Origin of the sequence: Microbacterium sp. E-13, assembly GCF_049912955.1 — a bacterium.
Lineage (GTDB): Bacteria > Actinomycetota > Actinomycetes > Actinomycetales > Microbacteriaceae > Microbacterium.
In genome coordinates this window covers 3,562,802-3,583,960 of sequence record NZ_CP183973.1, presented here as the reverse complement: position 1 = coordinate 3,583,960, position 21,159 = coordinate 3,562,802, and the positions used below count along the sequence as shown (strand labels likewise).

General features: G+C 66.2%; 7 protein-coding genes. 4 read left to right on the top strand and 3 right to left on the bottom strand.

The genetic code is table 11. The features are described 5' to 3' along the window. Positions 1-315: 315 nt before the first annotated feature. On the top strand, positions 316-3,933 hold the full coding sequence (locus ACN9MP_RS16630) for an OmpL47-type beta-barrel domain-containing protein (protein WP_426322022.1): 3,618 nt from the start codon (positions 316-318) through the stop codon (positions 3,931-3,933). A 331-nt stretch (positions 3,934-4,264) separates the two neighbouring features. Beyond that, on the top strand, positions 4,265-8,131 hold the full coding sequence (locus ACN9MP_RS16625; RefSeq protein WP_426322020.1) for a PxKF domain-containing protein: 3,867 nt from the start codon (positions 4,265-4,267) through the stop codon (positions 8,129-8,131). Positions 8,132-8,879: 748 nt separating this feature from the next. On the opposite strand, the gene ACN9MP_RS16620 is transcribed toward ACN9MP_RS16625, so the two are convergent. After that, positions 8,880-9,251 carry a hypothetical protein gene (locus tag ACN9MP_RS16620; protein WP_426322018.1) on the bottom strand — a complete coding sequence of 124 codons (372 nt, stop codon included), beginning with the start codon at positions 9,249-9,251 and terminating at the stop codon, positions 8,880-8,882. Positions 9,252-9,451: 200 nt separating this feature from the next. Between ACN9MP_RS16620 and ACN9MP_RS16615 the strand changes: the two genes are divergently transcribed. Together ACN9MP_RS16615 and ACN9MP_RS16610 are read left to right on the top strand one after the other, a co-directional pair. Then, positions 9,452-13,780 (top strand): glycosyl hydrolase family 95 catalytic domain-containing protein, encoded by a 4,329-nt coding sequence (locus ACN9MP_RS16615; protein WP_426322017.1) that lies wholly within the window; start codon positions 9,452-9,454, stop codon positions 13,778-13,780. A 249-nt stretch (positions 13,781-14,029) separates the two neighbouring features. Beyond that, positions 14,030-17,299, top strand: a complete 3,270-nt coding sequence (locus ACN9MP_RS16610) for a PxKF domain-containing protein (RefSeq protein WP_426322014.1) — start codon at positions 14,030-14,032, stop codon at positions 17,297-17,299. Positions 17,300-17,386: 87 nt separating this feature from the next. On the opposite strand, the gene ACN9MP_RS16605 is transcribed toward ACN9MP_RS16610, so the two are convergent. Continuing rightward, positions 17,387-19,339 (bottom strand): beta-galactosidase, encoded by a 1,953-nt coding sequence (locus tag ACN9MP_RS16605; protein WP_426322012.1) that lies wholly within the window; start codon positions 19,337-19,339, stop codon positions 17,387-17,389. Then, positions 19,332-21,092: a glycoside hydrolase family 35 protein gene (locus ACN9MP_RS16600; protein ID WP_426322010.1), complete on the bottom strand. Its 1,761-nt coding sequence runs from the start codon at positions 21,090-21,092 to the stop codon at positions 19,332-19,334. The genes ACN9MP_RS16605 and ACN9MP_RS16600 overlap by 8 nt, the downstream gene beginning before the upstream one ends. Between the last annotated feature and the right edge of the window lie 67 nt (positions 21,093-21,159).

Here is a 21,159-nt window from a genome sequence, read left to right as displayed (position 1 = left end):
TGAGCCGTGCTCGCTACGTCCGAATGCGCGAGGAATCCTGCCACGTGCGGCGGCGCTGTATTGGGGAGGGTGCACAAGCGAGCCATTCATCAGATGCCTACCAGAAATCGATGGTTTGCGTACTCAGCGCGAAGCGGATCGACGGCCGACGCGGAATCACCTGATGCCAGGAGTTATCCTGCAAGTGAAGACATCGCACGGAGAAATCGAGATCGGTGCCTTGCCCCAGCGGCGCGCTCAATCATATGATGTCTGACTAATTGGCGATGCCGTCTCAGCGACGAGGTGAGACGCGAACCCCCGAAAGGTGACCTCATGCTCAATGTGGAGCGCTCTGCATCCGGCTGGCGCCCGTGGCGTTTGAAGGCCCTCGTGGCGGCCCTGGTCGTCGGCTCCGGCGTGGCCGCCGCACCGATCACCGCCCAGTCCGCCTCCGCGGCTGATACCGCCCTGTACGTCGCACCGAACGGCGATGACTCGGCCGACGGTTCCATCGGCGCGCCGTTTCGCACCATCGAGCACGCACGCGATGTCGTGCGCACGATGAACAGCGGTATGACCGGCGACATCACCGTCTTTCTGCGTGGCGGGACGTATCCGGTCAGCGACACCGTACGGTTCGGCGCGCAGGACTCGGGTAGCAACGGCCACCGGGTGATCTACTCGGCCTACGCGAACGAAGTCCCCGTGCTGGACGCCGGTGTACCGGTGACGGGCTGGACCCCGCACGACGGCAACATCTGGGTCGCGCCGCTGGAGCGCGCGGACAAGCTGCGTGCCCTCTACATCGACGGATCCCGTGCGTTCATGGCGAGCAAGGCGGTGCAGTCGGCCGGATGCTACGGAACGTACTCCGTGACCGCGGGGCAGGCGCCGTGGGCCTGGGAGTCCGGCTCGAAATGCGACGGCGCCTCCTACGCCCTCGGCGACGTGCCGGCAATCCCGCGGAACGCGGGGGACATGGAGCTGACCACCCAGACGACATGGTCGACGGCAATCACCGGCATCCGCGGCGTGACGACCTCGCCCGACGGGACCAAGCGCGTCGCCCTCTTCCAGCAGCCCGGGGCCGCGATCGCTCAGGCTGCCGCCTACGCGCCTCTGCAGGCTACCGGCACGCACGTTCTCTCGAACGCCTACGAGTTCCTCGACCAGCCGGGCGAGTTCTTCTTCGACAGCGAAGCCCAGAAGGTGTACCTGTACCCCCCTGCCGGCACCGACCCGTCGACGGCCTCGATCTCTGCCCCGAACCATGTGGAGACGGTCCTTGACATCTCCGGGACCGACCGGGCGAATCGCATCCACGACGTCACCTTCAGCGGCATCACCGTCCGCCACTCCGACTGGAACCTGACCCAGATCGACGGATCGTCGTTCAAGCAGACCCAACAGGGCAACACCGTCAACCTTGCCTTCACCAAGCAGAACTTCCACGTCTACACCTATCGCAACATCCAGGTGGAGCCCGGAGCAGTCGAGGTCAACAGCGCGGCCGACATCGAGTTCATCCGCAACCGTGTCGAGCACACCGGGGCCGACGGCATCCAGTTCGTCAACGACGTCGTCGACTCGCGGATCGAGGGCAATGTCACGAATGACATCGGGGGCAGCGCGCTCAACATCGGCGACCCTCAGCACGTGTACATCGGCGACGGCACCTCGAGCAACCGCGAGCACTACGCGCCCAGCGTCGAGGGCGCCCCGACGAACATCTCGGTGCGCAACAACTACTTCTACGACAGCGCCGTACTGTTCTGGGGATCCGCGGCGATCTCGGGGTACTTCCTCGACACCGTCGCCTTCGAGAACAACCGCATCGAGAAGACCTCCTGGGCGGGAATCTCCCTGGGCTGGGGCTGGCACAACTTCGACGGAGGAACGGGGTCGGTCAACCCGGGCAACCCGACGACCGTGGCGCGCAACAACAGCATCCAGCGCAACGACATCTTCGACACGATGCGGTTCCTGAGCGACTCCGGCCCCATCTACACGCTCGGCAGCCAGCCCGGGACAGTGATCCACGACAATTACGCTCGCGGCATCCGGCCAGGGCACACGTACGGGCTGCACCCCGACGAAGGGTCGGCCTTCATCAGCTACGACGAGAACGTCATCGAAGCCGATCCTGGCATCAGGTACGTCATCAACTCGGGCACGTGGGGCGCCCAGCACGATCTGCAGATCCACAACACCTGGGGGCCGACCAGCACGATCTTCAATCGGAACGTCCCCAACAGCGTCATCGACCCTATCCGCGTCGTACCTGACATGGTGTGGCCGCTCCAGGCCTACGCTGTCGCCGCCGGAGCCGGCGTACAGTCGCCATACCGCGACATCCTCACCTCGGTCGGGAAGAGCGCGGACTTCGCTCTGCCGGCCAGCGTCCTGGCACCCGAGGGGATGCCGTCGCTTGCCGTGCGCGGCGTCGGCGACGCGACCCGGACGATGTGGCTGGCACCCGCGGGCACGACGTCGTTCGCGTCATCGGCCACGATGACCTCGGCGGCCGGTGACGCCACGCGGATCCCGGTGCCGTCGACGAACGGCAGCTACAAGCTCTACATCGTCAACGCCGACGGGACCGTCTCGGGCCCCTCGAGCGCGACAGTCGTGCGCACGCCCCCGCGCGCGGTCAACCAGACGCTCACCCAGGTGACCGCTGGCAAGTGCCTCGACCTGCCTGGCGCCACCAAGCTGAACGGAGCCCTGCCCGCGCTGTATACGTGCAGCGGTGCGGTGAACCAGCTGTTCACCCTCACCTTGCAGTCGGAGATCAGCGTGTACGGCAACAAGTGCCTGGATGGCGCGAGCGGCGGGACGACTCCGGGCACCGCCGTCGTCATCTGGGACTGCAATGGAGCCGCGAGCCAGAAGTGGGTCGTCAACGCCGATGGCACGATCAAGGCAACGTCGTCGGGTCTCTGCTTGGCGACCGTGAACGGCGGCACTGCCAACGGGACGCGCGTCCAGCTGGCGACCTGCTCGTCGACGGCGTCCGCCCAGAAGTGGAAGTTCCCGCCGTCGCCCGACACGGTGTGGACCGATACGGTGGCGCCGGTGGTGTCGGCGAGCACGTCGCCGGCGACGGCGGATGGTGCGGGTGGCTGGTTCGTGTCGCCGGTGTCGGTGAGCGTGTCGGCGTCGGATCCGGACTCGGCTGCCGTGAGTGTGGAGTACCGGCTGGGTGAGGGGGCGTGGAGCGCGTATTCCTCGCCGGTGCCGATCCCGGAGGGTGTGACCACGTTCAGCTCCCGTGCGACCGACCAGGCCGGCAACGTCTCGGACGTGAAGCAGCTGCCGGTCAAGGCGGATCTGACCGCGCCGGCGACGTCGGTGGTGGTGTCGCCCGGTTCGGGTATGGTGCTGGCGGGGTCGACGGTGTCGGCGACGTTCACGGCGTCGGATGCGACGTCGGGTGTGGCGTCGACGGAGTATTCCACCGATGGCGGGACCACCTGGGTTGCGGCGACGGCGGAGGGGGTGTCGTTCACCGAGGTGGGCGAGTACCACGTGAAGTACCGGTCGGTGGATGCCGCGGGCAATGTGGAGCAGGCTCGGGAGGTGACCCTCACGGTGGTGCAGCCGCGGACCTTCACGGGCTTCTACGCCCCGGTTGATATGGCGGGGGTGGTGAACGTGGTCAAGGCCGGTTCGACGGTTCCGTTGAAGTTCGAGCTGTTCTTCGGTGAGGAGGAGCTGACGTCGACGACGGCGATCGAGTCGTTGCGGACGGTGCAGCACTCGTGCGATCCGGCCGCGCCGGTCGATGAGATCGAGACGGTCGTCACGGGTGGCACGGCGTTGGTCTACGACGTGGAGGCGGGGCGGTTCCAGTACAACTGGAAGACCCCGAAGGGCACCACCGGGTGCTTGGACGTGATCGTGCGCAGCACGGACGGGGTCGAGCTGAAAGCCCAGTTCCGCCTGAAGTAGACCGCACAATCCAGCGGGCCGGCCGGGAACACCCCCGGCCGGCCGGCCCCGACCGCCGAGCCGAATTCAGGTCGCATCACGGCGACAGATCACCATGACCATTCACCCCTCTGCCGTCGGACGCTGGCTTCGCTTGCGATGATCGCCGTCCTCGTCGCGGGAAGTGTCGCCCTGGCGGGGCGCGGTCCTTGCTGCTCCCGTGCCGACTGCGCCTGCGGGTGCGGCGGTGATAACGGGCGGCCGGGCCGCGCGTCGGTTGGCGGAGCGGACCATTCGCGTCGGCGCGGTGGGCGTACCGATGGTGGGCGCCACCTGGTATCGAAGGAGATCCATGAACAATTCGCAATCAATGAGCTTCCGAGTGCTCGCGGCCGCCGGGGCGGTGGCAGTGATACTCGGAACTCTCGTGCCAGCCGTGTCGGCCCAGGCCGCCCCCACCCCTTCCGGAATCGGTTACGTCGACCCGTGGGGTGACAACGGGGACGGCACGTACACCAATCCCGTGCTGGGGACGGACTATGCCGATCCGGACGCCATCCGAGTGGGTAACGATTACTGGGCGGTGACGTCCACGTTCGTCGACGCTCCGGGGGTCTCGGTCATCCACTCGAAGGACATGGTCAACTGGGAGACCGTCGGAGCAGGGTTCGACGACATCACCAAACTCGGCGGATCCACGACCTTCAACAGTTTCAGTAATTACGGAGCCAACCGTTACAACTGGACCGGGATGTCGGAGTACAACAGGGGGGTTTACGCGCCGTCGATCAAGTACAACCCTCTGAACAAGACGTTCTACATCGCCGTCAACACGGTGACCGGGGGCATGTTCGTCGCCTCGACGAAGGACCCGGCGGGGCACTGGGACATGCGTATCCTCAAGGACAAGTTCGGGCGCGACCTCGTCACCTCGCTCTGGACCGACCCGACGCTGTTCTTCGACGAGAAGCACGACCAGAACGGCAAGCTCGTCGACGTCGACGTGTACTACGCGGTGGCGCACGTCGCAGGGACGAGCGGCTCCGACAAGCCCGACCCGCTCCAGCCGGATGTTCGCGGCAACGTGCTCTTCACCGTCGATGACAACGTGACGACGCTCACGAACGCCGACATGAGCAAGTACGACCTCACCTACACCAACTCGTCGGGTGCCCAGGTGACGCTTGCCGGGCAGGGCCTGCTCGGCGGGGACCTGTTCGGCGGGAAGCGCGCCGGCCCGGAGTGCAACAAGATCTACAAGCGCGGGGAGTACTACCACCTCTTCTACTGTGACTTCCAGGGCAGGAAGAACAACCTGAACGAGGGCGGCATCAGCGGCGCCGGGTCGTACATGCTGCGGTCGAAGAACCTCTACGGCACTCTGGCGGACGGGACGCCGGGCAGCCCGGGGAATGTCGGGACGTATGAGGTGAAGTACCTGGCGAACGACACGCTTCCGCTGCAGGGCGGATTCATCGACACCCCCGACGGCGACTGGTACTTCTTCGCTCAGAAGAACGACGGCACCCAGGGTGGCGCGCGTGGACGTCAGGCACACCTCATACCAGTCGACTGGCCGCTCGACGGCTGGCCGGTCCTCGGCGGCCAGCTCGGCGTCAACGGGCTGGGCACGATGGTGTGGACGGCACCGAAGCCGGTTGTGCGCGACGTCGAGAAGGATGCCTCGGGCGACGACACCTATCCGGGTGTCCCGACGGGGTCACCCAAGACCTATCCCATCACGAGTCCGCAGGGCAGCGATGACTTTACCGCCGGCACGCTCGACGTCCGATGGATGTGGAACCATCAGCCGCGTTCGGGCTATTGGAGCCTCACCGAGCGACCCGGCTGGATGCGTCTGAAGGCGTTCAACACCACCAACCGCGCCGGCAACTTCTTCCTGGCCGGCGACACGCTCCACCAACGCCATCTCGGCTCCGATCAGACTCAAAGCGCGATTCGACTCGACATCAGTCGGATGACCGACGGGCAGCGCGCCGGGCTCGTGCACTTCAACGGCGGAACGCAGTCCAACGCCATCGCGGTGCAGCGTATCGCGGGCGCCAATCGGATCATCACGGAGTCGAACAACAACGTCTCCGCTGTCGCCGACCTGCCCGCAGGCGTCACCGTGGTGGATCTGATCTCCCGCACCGACCGCGAGCAGAGCGTCGCCTACTACTACAGCGTCGATGGCGGCACGAGCTTCCAGCTCGCCGGGACTCAGAAGCTGACAGCCTTCGGCGGATATCGCGGCGACCGGATCGGCATCTTCAGCTACAACGACTCGTACGTCGACAACAACGCCGACGGCCGTGACGATGCAAATGGAGCTCTGCCGGGATCCGTGGACGTGGACTTCTTCCGCTACGAGGCATCCGCCCCGAAGGTTGAGGGCACGGGGTTCCTCACGAAGGGATCGGTCTACTTCACGAACGCGGGACAATCGTCAGAGGTCGAGTTCTACCGCCATGGCGCGAACGGGCAGACCCAGCGGATCCCCAATACGGAGCTGACCGCCACGTCCTCGGCACCCGACATCGCCACCGTGACGAACGGTGTGATCCGCCCGGGTACGAAGTCCGGGACGACCACGGTCACCGTCACGTATCAGGGTCGCTTCTACGTCGCGGACGTGACTGTCGACCTCACCGTGCCCACGCCGATCCTGAACTACACGTTCGACGGGGACAGCGGCACCAAGATCACGGACTCCTCGGGCAACGGTTTCGACGGAACGTATGTCGCCCCGTCGTCGGTGGCGTCGGTCCCCGGTGTCCATGGATCGGCCGTGAACCTCTCCGGAGGCGCACGCACGAACACGTCGGCCCCGTACATCACCATCCCGAACGGGGTGCTCAATGGCGTCGGAGGATTCACCGTATCGGCATGGGTGCGGTGGACCGACTCGACCACGTCGTACGCCAACCTGTTCTGGCTCGGCGGCGCGGGAACCGGCGGCGGATCCAACCGGTACCTCTACATGACCCCACGGGGGCCCGGATCCTCCTATGCCGTCGGTCTGAAGCCGACCAACACGGCGGGAGAGGCGCGCGCCCAGGACAACAACGGCGCGCTCCCCACGGGCAAGTGGACCCACGTGACGGTCGTGGTCAACCCGGCGAACAACACCACCACGCTCTTCCGTGACGGGATGGCGGTCGCCGGCACGAACAGCAGCGCGACCGGCGCCTCGCTTTTCCAGACGGGGGCTGCCCAGACAGGGCAGATCGGGCGTTCCCAGTTCGCCGATCCGTTCTTCGGCGGTGACATCGACGACTTTCGGATCTACGGCTCCGCCCTGAACGCGAGCCGAGTGGCGGAGCTCGCCGACGTTACCGCTCCGTCCTTGGCGGCGGGGCTGGATCCGGCCGCGCCCGACGGCGAGAACGGATGGTACGTGGGTGCAGTGTCCGCGAACGCGGTCGCCTCCGACGCGCAGACCGGGATCACGCACCTTGAGTACCGCACGTCGCCGTCTGGCACGTGGACGGCGTACGAGTCGCCGATTCCCGCACCTGACGGGACGACGGATTACGACTTCCAAGCCGTGGACAGTGCGGGGAACACGACGACGGCGCATCTTTCGGTGAAGCGGGACGCGACTGCGCCGTTGACGTCGGTGGTGGTGTCGCCTGGTTCGGGGGTGGTGCTGGCGGGGTCGACGGTGTCGGCGACGTTCTCGGCGTCGGATGAGACGTCGGGTGTGGCGTCGACGGAGTATTCCACCGATGGCGGGACCACCTGGGTTGCGGCGACGGACGCGGGGGTGTCGTTCACGGAGGTGGGCGCGCACGTCGTGAAGTACCGTTCGGTGGATGCGGCGGGCAATGTGGAGCAGGCTCGGGAGGTGACCCTCACTGTGGTGCAGCCGCGGACGTTCCGGGGGTTTTACGCTCCTGTGGACATGGCGGGGGTGGTCAATGTGGTCAAGGGTGGTTCGACGGTTCCGTTGAAGTTCGAGCTGTTCTCCGGTGAGCAGGAGCTGACCTCGACGACCGCGATCGATTCGCTGCGGACGGTGCAGCACTCGTGCGATCCCGTCGCGCCGGTCGATGAGGTCGAGACGGTCGTCGCGGGTGGCACCGCGCTGGTCTACGACACTCAGGCGGGGCGGTTCCAGTACAACTGGAAGACCCCGAAAAGCACCGGGTGCATGGACGTGATCGTGCGCAGCACGGACGGGTCCGAGCTGAAAGCCCAGTTCCGCCTGAAGTAGACCGCACCGACATCCAGCGGGCCGGCCGGGCCACCCGGCCGGCCCGCTCCGTCTCGATCAGTTGCCCCCAGCGTCGCCAGCTGGACCACAGTCGCGAAGCGACGGCGCTGCGACCTCGCCCCAACGATGACCGCGGTGCCGGGTGGGAAGACGCGCACGACAGCGGCTGCGCTGACCTGCCGGGCCGAGGGGCCCACCAAGGCGTCGGCGGCGTCGGCGAGTTTCAGGTCGACGAGGTGGATGCGAAGCTGCTGGTAGGTGCTCGCCGAAGCCTTCGTGCTGACCGTGGGTGTGGTTGCGGTCTTCGTGGCGGTGGTGGTAATCGGAGGGTGTTCCTGTTCTTCGCGGCCTGCTCGTAGGCGGCCAGATCGATCACGGTCGAGACGGGCTGCCCAGTGCCGGTGAGCACCTGCGCGGCGCGGAGCGCTGCCGCCCCGGGTGGGATGCGTTCCTTGCGCGCCAGTCGATCAGCGCCTGCCTCGTGGCGGTGCGCTGCTCGGTGATGACGACGGGAACACGACCGGTGGCAGCGGCCGGAGCCGCTCCGCGGCGAACATCACCTTCGCAGTCGTCTTGAACGAATCAGATCGAACCGCCACTCCCGGGTCAGCCCACCCAGCAGGCCCAGGAGTGTGGTCATCGCGGCCAGCAGATGCGGGACGTCCATCGACGGGGACAGCACGCCCCGCCCGACCCCGGAGTGCGCCAGCGACCCGACCAGCAGATACGCGTTCTTGTGCGGGAACCCCTACTGCTTGGGCGGGTCGGGCAGCTCGACCCAGTCGAACTGGGTCTCCTCACCTGGCGGATGCTCGATGATCGCGTTCGGGCGCTCCGTGACATGCGAGCATGCCCTGCACGGCCGCAGCGCACGGTCGCGGATCTGCCGGGTCAGCGTCGGATACGACCCCGAGTAGCCCAGCGGAACGAGCTCGTCCAGCAACGTCGCCACCCACAGACGCGGGTCGTTCTGGAGGCGGGCGGTGACGTAGTCGACGAACGGGTCGCACGGGTCCGGAGCCGCGCGTTCATGCACCCCCGGGGTGCGTTCCCCGTTCAGATACGCGCGGATGGTCTTGCGGTCGTGATGGGTAAGGCGGGCGATCTCGCTGATCCTCATCCCCTGCCGTCTCAATGCGTGGATGTCCAGGCCCGGAGCGAAGTAATCTGATGAATAATTTCGATCTACGATAGCGGGACAGCATTTGGGCCAATATCAACAGATCGCCCGTCGACCAGCGTCCATTCATCAGATTATTCTGGACATGAAGGGCCCACTGCGCGATGTCGCGCGATCACCATCCAGCGAAGGACGTAGACATGCTCAATCGCCGCACGCGAATCCCTCGGAGCGACGCCTCATTCAGCCCACGAAGCGCCGGACGAGTTCCGCGCGGGCGAGCCTCGATCGCGCTCGCCACGGCGGTGGCGCTCATCACCGGTGCGCTCGTGGCGACCCCCGCCGCAGTCGCTGCGCCCGCCGGCGCCGCCGAGCCGGAGACGCTCGTGCATTACGACATGTCATTCGAAGGGAGTGTCCTCAAAGACATATCCGGCCGCGGGAAGGATGCCCGCCTCGTCGGCCTCGGTGCGGCCAACTTCGTCACGGAGGGCGCTGACCAAGCGCTCAAGTTCAATGGAACGGGCTATGTGGAGCTCCCGAACTTCATCGGCAGCGAACAGGCGGTCGTCGTCGAACTCCGCTACAAGGTCGGCACGCGAAACAACGAGGGCCTGTTCACCACCGGTACGAGCAGTTCGCAGAACCATCTCCGCTTCCATCCGCTCGTCACCGGACAGGCAGTGTGGGAGTCGAGGTTCGGAAACCGCTGGGCGAAGATCCAGGGCCCCGTGACCTACGCGCCCGATGCCTACGCCACAACGACCGCCGTGCTCAAGAACGATGGCACCTACGACGCCTACGTGAATGGGGGCCTCCTGGGCAACGGGAACATGGGCACCACCGCACCGCAGCTGAACAACGGCTCCGCTGTCTTCGGCTACCTCGGCCGTTCAGTCTGGACCACCGACCCCTATTTCACCGGCACCCTCACCGATGTGATCGTCCGCACCTACGAATCGACCCCGCCGCCTGTGAGCACCAACAGCAAGGTCGTCTCGACCACGTTCCCCACCAAGTCGTCGAGCCCGGCCACGTGGTGGCGAGCAGGGATGGTCACCGGAAACGGGGAGAACGGCGCGGTGATCGCCGGCAACCCGCTGGCCGACACGATCATCTACCAGAACATGGCCTTGAACATGCCGACCAACGACAAGCGCGACACCCCGGACCTGGCGTCCTACCTGCCCAGCGTGCGACAGCAGGTCTTCAGCGGTCTGGACCCTCGCACCGCCACGTCGTGGGGGCTGCAGTTGGACTACACGTACCACCCGGCACACCAGTTGAACCTCAGGCCGCGGACCTCCGGCCCGCTGACCGGCAATTGGCGGTGGACCGACTACGAGACCGGTGAGGTCGGCGTGGACTACGTCGACGACGGAGGGAAGTGGGAGCGCACGACGTTCGCCTCCCGCCCCGACAATGTCGTCGTCACTCGACTGTCGAGTTCGTCCACAGGAGCAAGGGTCAACCTCGACTTCGATGTCGCACCCATCGACGAGATGGCGGTCGAGGGCGGCACGCTCAACACGGAGCTTCGCTACAAGCAGTTCGTCGATCCGGAAGCCGACTACATCGGCCAGGTCGCGCATTACCCGTCGTTCGCCAACAGTGAGCTCAAGAACGGTGGATTCGCCGGCGTGACGTACGTCGTCGCGAAGGGCGGCCACAAGGAGCCCTACGAAGTCGCCAAGCCGCTGGGCGCCCGCGCGGTGCCGGGTTCGAAGTACTACGGCATCTCCATCACCGATGCCGACGAGGTCTTCCTCATCTCGAAGTCTGCGCGCGACAAGAACATGGGCGCAATCGACGAATTCGCCGCTCAACAGGACTTCGGCGTGGTCGACCAGCTTCGCGACGACATCGAGGCAGTGATCTCCAAGCCGGAGTATGTCGTCGGCGGATCGCTGGACTACAACGCTCTGCTTGCGCCGCACGCCGCCGGTCAGAGAGAGGAGTTCAATGCCGTCAAGCTCGATCTGCCCGGCGCGGAAGCTGACTCTGCGCTGAGCAACGAGGCGCTCATCGCCAAGCAGCAACAGAACGCCGGGGCGCTCAATCCGGCTATGGTCGAGCGCGCGTTCAACGCCGGCCGCTACGCCACGATCAGCTCGAGCGGCTTCAGCACGCCTCGCCTTGGCGGAATGTGGGCAGGCGGATGGAACTCTGCCTGGCAGGCAGACTGGACGACGGACGCGAACGTCAACCTGCAGATCGCCGGCGCCAACATCGGCAACCTGCCGACGCAGATCGAGGGCTACGCCAACTTCATCCTTCGCACGGTGCCCGAGTGGGAGACCAACGCCCGGAAGATCTACGGCATGACAGACGCCCTGCTCGCCCCGCCGCGCACCGACTCGGACCGCGCCGGCATGGTCCACTTCAGTTGGAACGGCGGTATGTACCCGTTCGAGTACTGGAATGCGGGAGCCAGCTGGCTCATCCTGCCTCTTTACGAGTATTGGATGACCCGTGGCGACGCCCACATCCCGCTGGCCGACGACATCGACGTCAGTTCGTTGGCTTCCGTGCTGAGTCCCGACGAAACCGACCTCTCTCCGGCGCAGCTCGCGGTGATCGAGGATCGCGGATACCTGCGCCTCGTCGAAGACCTGCTTCTGCCGCTCCTGCGCAAACAGTCCAACTTCTGGGAGCAGTTCGTCGACCCGCAGTACTACGGCGACGCCACCCAGGAAGCGCGCTACCAGCCGGGGAAGACGGCACTCGCCGACGGCGAGCACTATCTGCTCCTCCCGTGCTATTCACCCGAGAATCGCCCTCTCGGAGGCAACTCGTCCATTGCGATCAACTGCACGATGGACATCGCGGCGGCGCGCGACGGTCTGCGGATGACGATCGAGGCTGAGAAGTATGTGAACGGAGCGGATGCCGAGAGCGCGGAGCGCATCGCGGGCTGGGAGTCACTGAGGGCAAAGCTGCCGCCCCCGACGTACGACAGCACGGGTGCGCTTCGCGAGTGGTCGCTCAGCCGATACACCGAGAACCACGCTCACCGGCACGTGAGTCACGCGTACTTCGCGTGGCCCGCGCACGACCTCACCCCCGAGATCATCGACGGGCTGAAGATCGCGATGGAGCTGCGCAAGAGCACCGCCGGCGACAAGCAGTCCGGCCACGGCTGGTTGCACATGGGCCTGGTCGACGCGCGCCTGAAGAACGCGCAGGGCGCGACCGAGTCGCTCCTGCAGCTTCTCGGCGGGAGCGCGTACTACTCGAGTTTCACAACCAACCACAACGTGAACGGAGCCTCGGCGTACGCATCCGACATCCTCAACACAGTCCCGACGCTGCTGCTCGAGACGCTCGTCTACTCTGACGAGGGCGAGATCCAGATCCTCCCCGCGCTTCCCACGGGGATGAACGCAGGATCCGTGTCCGGCTCGATGGCACGAACCCAGGCTGAAGTCACGAGCCTCCAGTGGGATGTCGCGGCCCGTTCGGCGACAGTCACGCTCACGTCGTCGCGCGAGCAGACGATCGACGTCAGCAGTGGGATCCCATGGGCCTCCGCCGTGGTCGACGGCGTGAAGGTGCGCAACAACGGAGCACCCCTGAAGGTCGCGTTCGACGAAGGCGAGAGCAAGACGATCGTCTTCGCTCTCGGTGAGCCAGGACCGGTCGATGCTGTGGCGCCGGATGTGTCGGCGGTTACGTCGCCGGCTGCGGCGGATGGTGTGGGTGGCTGGTTCGTGTCGCCGGTGTCGGTGAGTGTGTCGGCGTCGGATGCGGGCTCGGGGGTCGCGTCGGTGGAGTACAGGCTGGGTGATGGGGCGTGGGGTGCGTATTCGTCGCCGGTGTCGATCCCGGAGGGTACGACCACGTTCAGTTATCGTGCGACCGATGAGGCGGGCAACGTGTCGGCGGTGGGGCAGCTGCCGGTCAAGGCGGACGCGACCGCGCCGGTGACGTCGGTGGTGGTGTCGCCTGGTTCGGGTGTGGTCCTGGCGGGGTCGACGGTTTCGGCGACGTTCACCGCGACGGATGCGGGCTCGGGGGTGGCGTCGACGGAGTATTCCACCGATGGCGGTGCGACCTGGGTTGCGGCGACGGACGCGGGGGTGTCGTTCACCGAGGTGGGCCAGTACGTCGTGAAGTACCGTTCCGTGGACGCGGCGGGCAACGTCGAGGAAGCCAAGGAGGTCACCTTGACGGTGGTTCAGCCGTGGACGTTCACCGGGTTCTACGCCCCGGTCGACATGGGTGGTGTGGTCAATGTGGTCAAGGGTGGTTCGACGGTTCCGTTGAAGTTCGAGCTGTTCTCCGGTGAGCAGGAGCTGACCTCGACGACCGCGATCGATTCGCTGCGGACGGTGCAGCACTCGTGTGATCCGGCCGCACCGGTCGATGAGGTCGAGACGGTCGTCGCGGGTGGCACCGCGCTGGTCTACGACACTCAGGCGGGGCGGTTCCAGTACAACTGGAAGACCCCGAAAAGCACCGGGTGCATGGACGTGATCGTGCGCAGCACGGACGGGTCCGAGCTGAAAGCCCAGTTCCGCCTGAAGTAGACCGCACCGACATCCAGCGGGCCGGCCGGGCCACCCGGCCGGCCCGCTCCGTCTCGATCAGTTGCCCCCAGCGTCGCCAGCTGGACCACAGTCGCGAAGCGACGGCGCTGCGACCTCGCCCCAACGATGACCGCGGTGCCGGGTGGGAAGACGCGCACGACGCGCGGGAAACGTTGTAGACGCATACGTCATACGTGTGATAAGTATTCTCTCGTGGGCGCTCGGCCCCACTGAGAGAGAGCGAATTTCATGACACCGAAGTCATTCACCCGGCCGCGCAGCGCGCGACCGGCATGGCGAGCGGCCGCGATGGCCGCCGTCGGTCTGGGAGCGTTGGTCCTTTCCGGGCTTACCGCGCAGACCGCATTCGCGGACGCAGCCACCATCGTGTATGCGGCACCATCCGGAAGCGCCTCATCGGATTGCTCTGAGGCGGCTCCGTGCTCGATCGAGCGTGCGAAGTCCGTCGTCGAGGGCCTGGACAAGTCCGGGGGCGTCACCGTCCAGCTCGCGGACGGCACCTACCGGATCTCCGATCCCCTCGAGTTCGGGGCGAACGACGGCGGCGGCGACAGCCTTGTCACGTGGCAGGCGGCCCCCGGCGCCCACCCGGTGATCTCGGGCAGCACGGCCGTGCAGAACTGGGAGCCGTCGAGCGCGGGGACGGGCATCTGGCAGGCGGCAACGCCGGTCGGCCTCGACACCCGCCAGCTCTATGTCAACGGCGTCATCGCGCCGCGGGCGGGCATCAAGGTGACGGGCACCGATATCGCGGTCACCGCCACCGGGCTGACGATCAAGAACGCCGCCCTGAACTATCTGGCGACGCTTCCTGACCAGGGACGGATCGAGTTCGAGTCGATGGGCGACTTCACCGACCGCTACAGCCAGGTCGACAGCATCAGCGGATCGACCGTCACGATGAAGCAGCCTGGCTGGGACAACAACACCTGGGGGTGGGACACCGCCCAGAGCTCGCTACTGGCTGCTCCCACGTGGTACCTCGAGAACTCGCTGCGGTTCCTCACCGACGTCGGCCAGTGGTACATCAGCCCGAGCCAGGGAACGGTCTACTACAAGCCCGCCGCCGGGGTGAACCCCAACGACCTCGATGTGGAACTGCCTCGACTCCAGACCCTGGTGAGCATCAGCGGCAGCTACGACAACCCGGTGAAGGGTCTGGCGTTCGACGGTATCCAGTTCTCGGGTACGTCGTGGCTCGCGCCTTCGTCCGCGGAAGGCTACGCCAACCAGCAGAACGGAACCTTCCTCACCGGCACCCGGTCGTATCGACCGGCGGACGCGTTCACTAGCTGCTCGCGTGGCTGTGAGATGTTCGAGCGCGCCCGTACGGAGTGGAGCCAGGAGCCGGCGGCGGTGCAGGTCTCCGCGGCATCGCACATCACCTTCACCCGCAACACGTTCACGAACCTCGGCCAGAGCGCCCTGGGCGTCGGCAACGACGCGAACGCGACGCACAGCGGGGTCGGCCTCGGTGCGAGCAACATCGAGATCACGGGGAACCGGTTCTTCGAGGTCGCGGGCCACGGCATCGCCGTGGGCGGTGTGCTTCCGGATGCCCACCACCCGAGCGATCCGCGGATGACCAACAGCGACGTCCTCATCCAGGACAACACGGTCAACCACGTCTCCGTGGACTACAAGGACAACGGCGGCATCCTGAGCACGTACGTCACTCGGGCATCCATCATCCACAACGAAGTGTCGAACGTGCCGTATGACGGCATCGACACCGGGTACGGGTGGGGCATCAATGACGCGGGAGGCTCGAACGACTACGTCGACCGCGGCTACTACAAGTGGAACCCGCTGTACACGACGCCCACCACGCTGAAGGACAACCGGGTGGAGGCCAACCTCGTCCACAACTCGAAGGCGAAGTTCGCCGACGGCGGGACGGTGTACAACCTCTCGGCCAGCCCGGGCACGGTGATCCAGAAGAACTACCTGTACAACTTCTCCGGAGTCGCGCTGTACGGCGATGAGGGAACGCGATACGTGACGTATCAGAACAACGTCCTGCAGGGCGGCGGCGCGTGGACGTTCCTGAACGGCTACAGCCTCCGCAACAACACGGGCGACAACACTCTGCAGAACAACTGGTACTCGGGAGGCGGAGCATCGACTCCGAACGCGACGCAGCATCGCGACGTGATCACGAACAACGTGAAGATCACCCTGCCGAACTGGCCGGCCGACGCGCGGACGGTGATGTGTGACGCTGGAGTTCGACCGGCGTTCCGCACCTCGCTGAACGCCAACCTCCTGGGCTTGACGGGATGCGCGTCGTCGAGCCCCGTCGACGGCGCATACTCCACGTACGCGTCGGCGCTCACCTCGGTGTTCGGTCAGGCCGGAGGCGGCTTCGGAATCGCCGCCAAAGGCGCAGATGTCTGGGGCGCGGGCGGTCAGCACGACGACCAGTACGGATCGATCTTCAAGGCGGGCTCGTTCAGCCAGAACGCCGTCGTGAAGACGCGGGTGGTTTCCATCAACGACACGAACGCCTGGGCGAAGTCCGGGGTCATGGTGCGCAATGACATCACGAAGTCCGGGTCCTCGGCGGGTTATGCCGTCGTGGCCGTGACCGGAACGAATGGCGTCGACTTCGAGTGGGATGCCAACGGCGATGGGTACCTCGACAGCGCTTCCAACGTGAAGGTCGACCGCTTCCGTCCCATCTGGGTCAAGCTGAGCCGGGCGGGCAACGTCTACACCGCGTCGTACTCGTACGACGGTGCGAACTGGGTGCGAGTGGGCTCGCCGGTCACGCTCGCCAGCGCGGCCGCATTGCAGGATGCTGGACTGTTCAGCACCTCCCACGATGTCAACCAGTGGGCGATCAACCAGTTCGACGGGTTCCGCGTGACCAGCGCACCGGTGTTCACGGCCGGCGGCGAGTCGCAGACGGTGAGCGAGGGCAGCACCCTGACCTTCGGCGTCGATGCCGCGGCTCCGAGCGGCGACGACATCACATACGCCGCCTCGGGCCTGCCGGACGGTGCCGCCTTCGATCCGGCGACTCACCAGTTCAGCTGGACCCCCTCGCACACGCAGGCGGGAACCTACACCGTGACCTTCACCGCAGCCGACCGTGCGGGCGCCGAGAGCTACTCGGCGTCGAAGGTCGTGACCATCACCGTGGTCTACGCCTGGGGCGGCTTCCAGAGCCCCATCGACACCGGTGACGTCGTGAACTCGGTCAAGGCCGGCAGCGCCGTGCCGATCAAGTTCAGCCTGACCGGGGACCACGGAACGGCGATCCTGGCGGCCGACTCGCCCTCGGTGCAGTTCGGTCCGTGCGACGACTCGGCGACCGTTGACGCCATCGAAGAGACAGCGTCCGCGGGCGCGAGCGGGTTGCAGTACGACCCGGACTCCGACACCTACACCTACGTGTGGAAGACGGCGAAGTCGTGGGCTGGCAAGTGCGGGACCCTCGTCGTCGCACTCGCTGACGGGACGACCCACACGGCGCCGTTCTCCTTCGTGAAGTAGGAACGCCCCGACAAGAGTGGTGTGCGAGCTGTTTGCGCAGGTCGCACACCACTCCGGCGTATCAGGGGGCTCGCCGATCTGGGGCCGCTATGCCTCTGTCCAGATAGCTCCGTAGCCCGGCAGATCGATCCGACGTTCGCCGATCGTGAGCTGGACGGGGGTGGCGGCGTGATTGGCAACGAGCCGCCGGCCACCGCGGACGACGGTCTCGACGTCGCCCACGGCATGATCGAAAGCTGCTGGCACGTCACCATCGGCGAGCCAGTCGCTCACGAGCTCGTCCATCAGCGCTGACGAGGGCCGGGTGCCGACATACCAAGCCGCTCCTCCGCGATCATCGCGCTTGACGGTGATCGCCGGTGCACCTGCCGCGAATCCGGTGGCGAAGGACGACACCACCTGGGCGTCGTCTACTCGGATCAGCTCCTGCCAGAGGTCCGCCCCGCCCGAGATGTCGCCGTTCACGCCGAAGGCAGTGCCGTCCGGAGCAGGAGCGAACTCTTCCACTCTGACGCCGAGGGCACGGCGCAGAGCGCCGTCGCCACCCAGATATCCTCCGAGCCGGATGTGGAGGTTCTCGTCGACGACGCCGCTGAGATACGTGACCACGAGCGTGTCACCACGAGCGGGGATCGAGGCCAAGGCGCGCACCGCGTCATCGGAGAGAACGTGTGCCGCGGGTGCGACCACGAGCGAGTATGGCGTCGAATCCGCCTCGGGATGAAGGAAGTCCACCGTGACGCCACGGCGCAGGAAGCCCTCGTAGAAGCGCAGGACGGTGTCCAGATAGTCCACCACGGCCGGTGTTCCGTCCTGTTCGACGGCTCGCCACGAGTCCCAGTCGAAACAGAGGGCGACCCTCGCGGGTACGGCCTCGCCGACCAGATCTCCCAACTGGCTCAGCTCGAGGCCCAGCGCACGGACGCCGCGGTGTATCCGAGTGTCCTCTCCTGCGTGGGGGAGCATCGCGGAGTGGAACTTTTCTGCGCCGGCAGCGGACTGTCGCCACTGGAAGTGCAGGATGCCGTCCGCGCCGCGCGCTACGGCTTGGAGCGAGTTCAGCCGGTGCCGACCGTCGGCCAGCGGCACGTTGGGTGGCCGCCAGTTGACCGCGGATGTCGCCTGCTCCATGAGCAGCCACGGCTTGCCGGCGCCGAGCGACCTCATGAGATCCCGTGTGGCTGCGGACAGCACATGGCTCCGCGGATCTGCGGGGTCGGGATAGAGGTCGTCGGAGACGACGTCGACGTGAGGTGCCCACGCCCAGTAGTCGACCTCCTTGAAGAAGCTCATGAAATTCGTCGTGATTGGGGTGTCCGCAGCGTGGCTGCGAATGATCGCGGCCTCGGCGCGATACAACTCGAGCAGGGCATCGGAGCTGAATCGATCGAAGTCCAAGACCTGCGTGGGGTTGCGGATCATCGGGGCGGCGGAGGGGACTCCGACTTCGGCGAAGCTCTGATAGGTCTGCGACCAGAACGCCGTACCCCAGGCTGAGTTCAGTCCCTCGATGTCGCCATAACGCTTCTCGAGCCAGATGCGGAACGCCTCGGCCGATTCATGGTCGTAGCTGCGCGGAACGTGGTTGCCGTATTCATTACCGACGTGCCACCCCTCGACAGCGGGATGCCTTGCATACCGGGAGGCGAGCTGGGTGACCAACTGCATCGCGTGATGGCGATACGCCGCCGAGCTCGGGCTGAACTGCTGACGGGATCCGAATGCGAGCCGCACGCCGTCGATCGACACAGGCAGCGATTCGGGATGCCGGTGGGCGAGCCATGCCGGCGGCGAAGCAGTGGCGGTGCCCAGGATCACGCGGATGCCGCCGGCGTGCAGGCGGTCGAGCACGTCGTCGAGCCAGCCGAATTCGTATATGCCTGGCGCGGGCTCGAGCTTGGCCCATGCAAAAACGGCGACGGTTGCCGTCGTGACGTGCGCTTGCTGCATGAGCCGGACGTCCTCGTCCCAGACGTGGACGGGCCATTGCTCGGGGTTGTAATCGCCGCCGTATCGGAGGGCCCGATCCTTTTCAGTCATCGACAGGCCCGAGGTCGAGAGCCGCGTGGAAGGTCAGTCGCCGCGACCGCGGCGGCTCCTGCGTGAAGAGCACGACCGTATTGCGGCCTGATCGTGTGGCGGGACGCGGCACGTAAAGCGCCCGCTGGGGACCGCGCGGCCGGAATCGGCCGAGGCCGAATCCATTGACCCAGGCAACGCCCCATCCCAGTTCGCCCGTCCCCATCGCGAGATCGGTCGGTTCGTCCAGCTCAAAATGAGCGCGAATGAGGCCTGCCCGAAGCGGCAGCGGCGATGCCGGCGAGCACTCGGCCAAGGCAGGCAGGTCGTGAATCGGAACAGGGGCAACCTGCCAGCCGGAGAGTTCCACCCCACCGAGGGTGATCGGTCCGATGAGCCCCTTCGGCTCGCCGATGCGCGGACCGTAGTTGACCCGGCCTTCGTCCTCCACCAGGATGTCGAGGCGACCGCGACCCCGCGGAAGGGCGATCGAGTGATCCCCGGCAGCGCGCGAAAGAACGCCCACCGCTGTCCCGTCGAGGAAGATCCACGCGCGATCGCGCACCTCCCCGAGATCCAGCACCGCAGGTTCGTCACTGCCGGAGAGGAAGGCTCGGTAGCGGAGGAAGCCGCTCGCCATGCCGAGGTCGTCCAGAGTCGGTGCGCTCTCGTAGGGCGCCCATTCCCCCGGCGCGACATCGTCCAGAACGCCTGCGCCGAGCAGCGGCACCGATTCGGGAACCACGAACTCCGAAGGAACGCGTACGTCTGAGGGGAGGGGTGGAACGGCTTCGTGCCGGGCGATCACATCGCGGAACTTCCAGAACTTCTCGGTGGGCCGGCCCGCCTCATCGAGGGGGGCGTCATAGTCGTACGATGTCACGGTCGGCTGATAGACGCCCTTGTCGTTCGCGCCATTGGTGAGCCCGAAGTTGGTGCCGCCGTGCAGCATGTAGATGTTCACCGACGCGCCTGCTTCCAGCAGTCTGTCAAGGCTGCGGGCGGACTCCGCGGCGTCCGTCACATGGTGGAACCCACCCCAGTGGTCGAACCACCCGCACCAGAACTCCGAGCACATGAGCGGGCCGTTCGGCTGATGAGCCCGTATGGCGGCCAGGCGTTCATCGACGCGTGAGCCGAAGGAGCCGGTCGCAAGCAGCTCGGGAAGGCTGCCCCTCTCGAGCATGCCGTCTCGGGGCTGATCGACCGTCGTGAGCGGGACGGTGATGCCGTTACGTCGGTAGATCTCGGTCAGTGACCGGAGGTAATCGGCGTCGCTGCCATAGGCCCCATACTCGTTCTCCACCTGGAGCAGGATCACGGGGCCACCGCTGTCGATCTGCCGGGGGGCCACGACGGCCAGCGCCGCCTCGAGGTATTCGGTGACGGCGTCGAGGTAATGAGGCTCGGAGGAACGCACGCGGATTCCCGGCGTTTTCAGGAGCCACGCGGGGAGGCCGCCCCCGTCCCACTCGGCGCAGATGTACGGCCCCGGCCGGACGATCGCGTGCATCCCCGCCTCACCGACGAGATCGAGGAACCGTCCGAGATCGAAACCGCCGTCCGTATCGAAAGTCCCGCGTGTCGGGCTGTGCGCGTTCCAAGGGATGTACGTCTCGATCGTGTTCAAGCCCATGAGGCGCCCCATCGCGATTCGGTCCGCCCACTGATCCGGATGAACCCGAAAGTAGTGGAGCGCGCCGGAGAGGATGCGCAGGGGCTCGCCATCGAGGAGGAAGGTCTCGTCGTTGTAAGCGAAACGGGAGGCGGTCATTTGAGAGTGCTCCTTAAAGCGACGAGGGTGCGGGCCGTTCCCGGGTGAACGACTCGCACCCTCATCG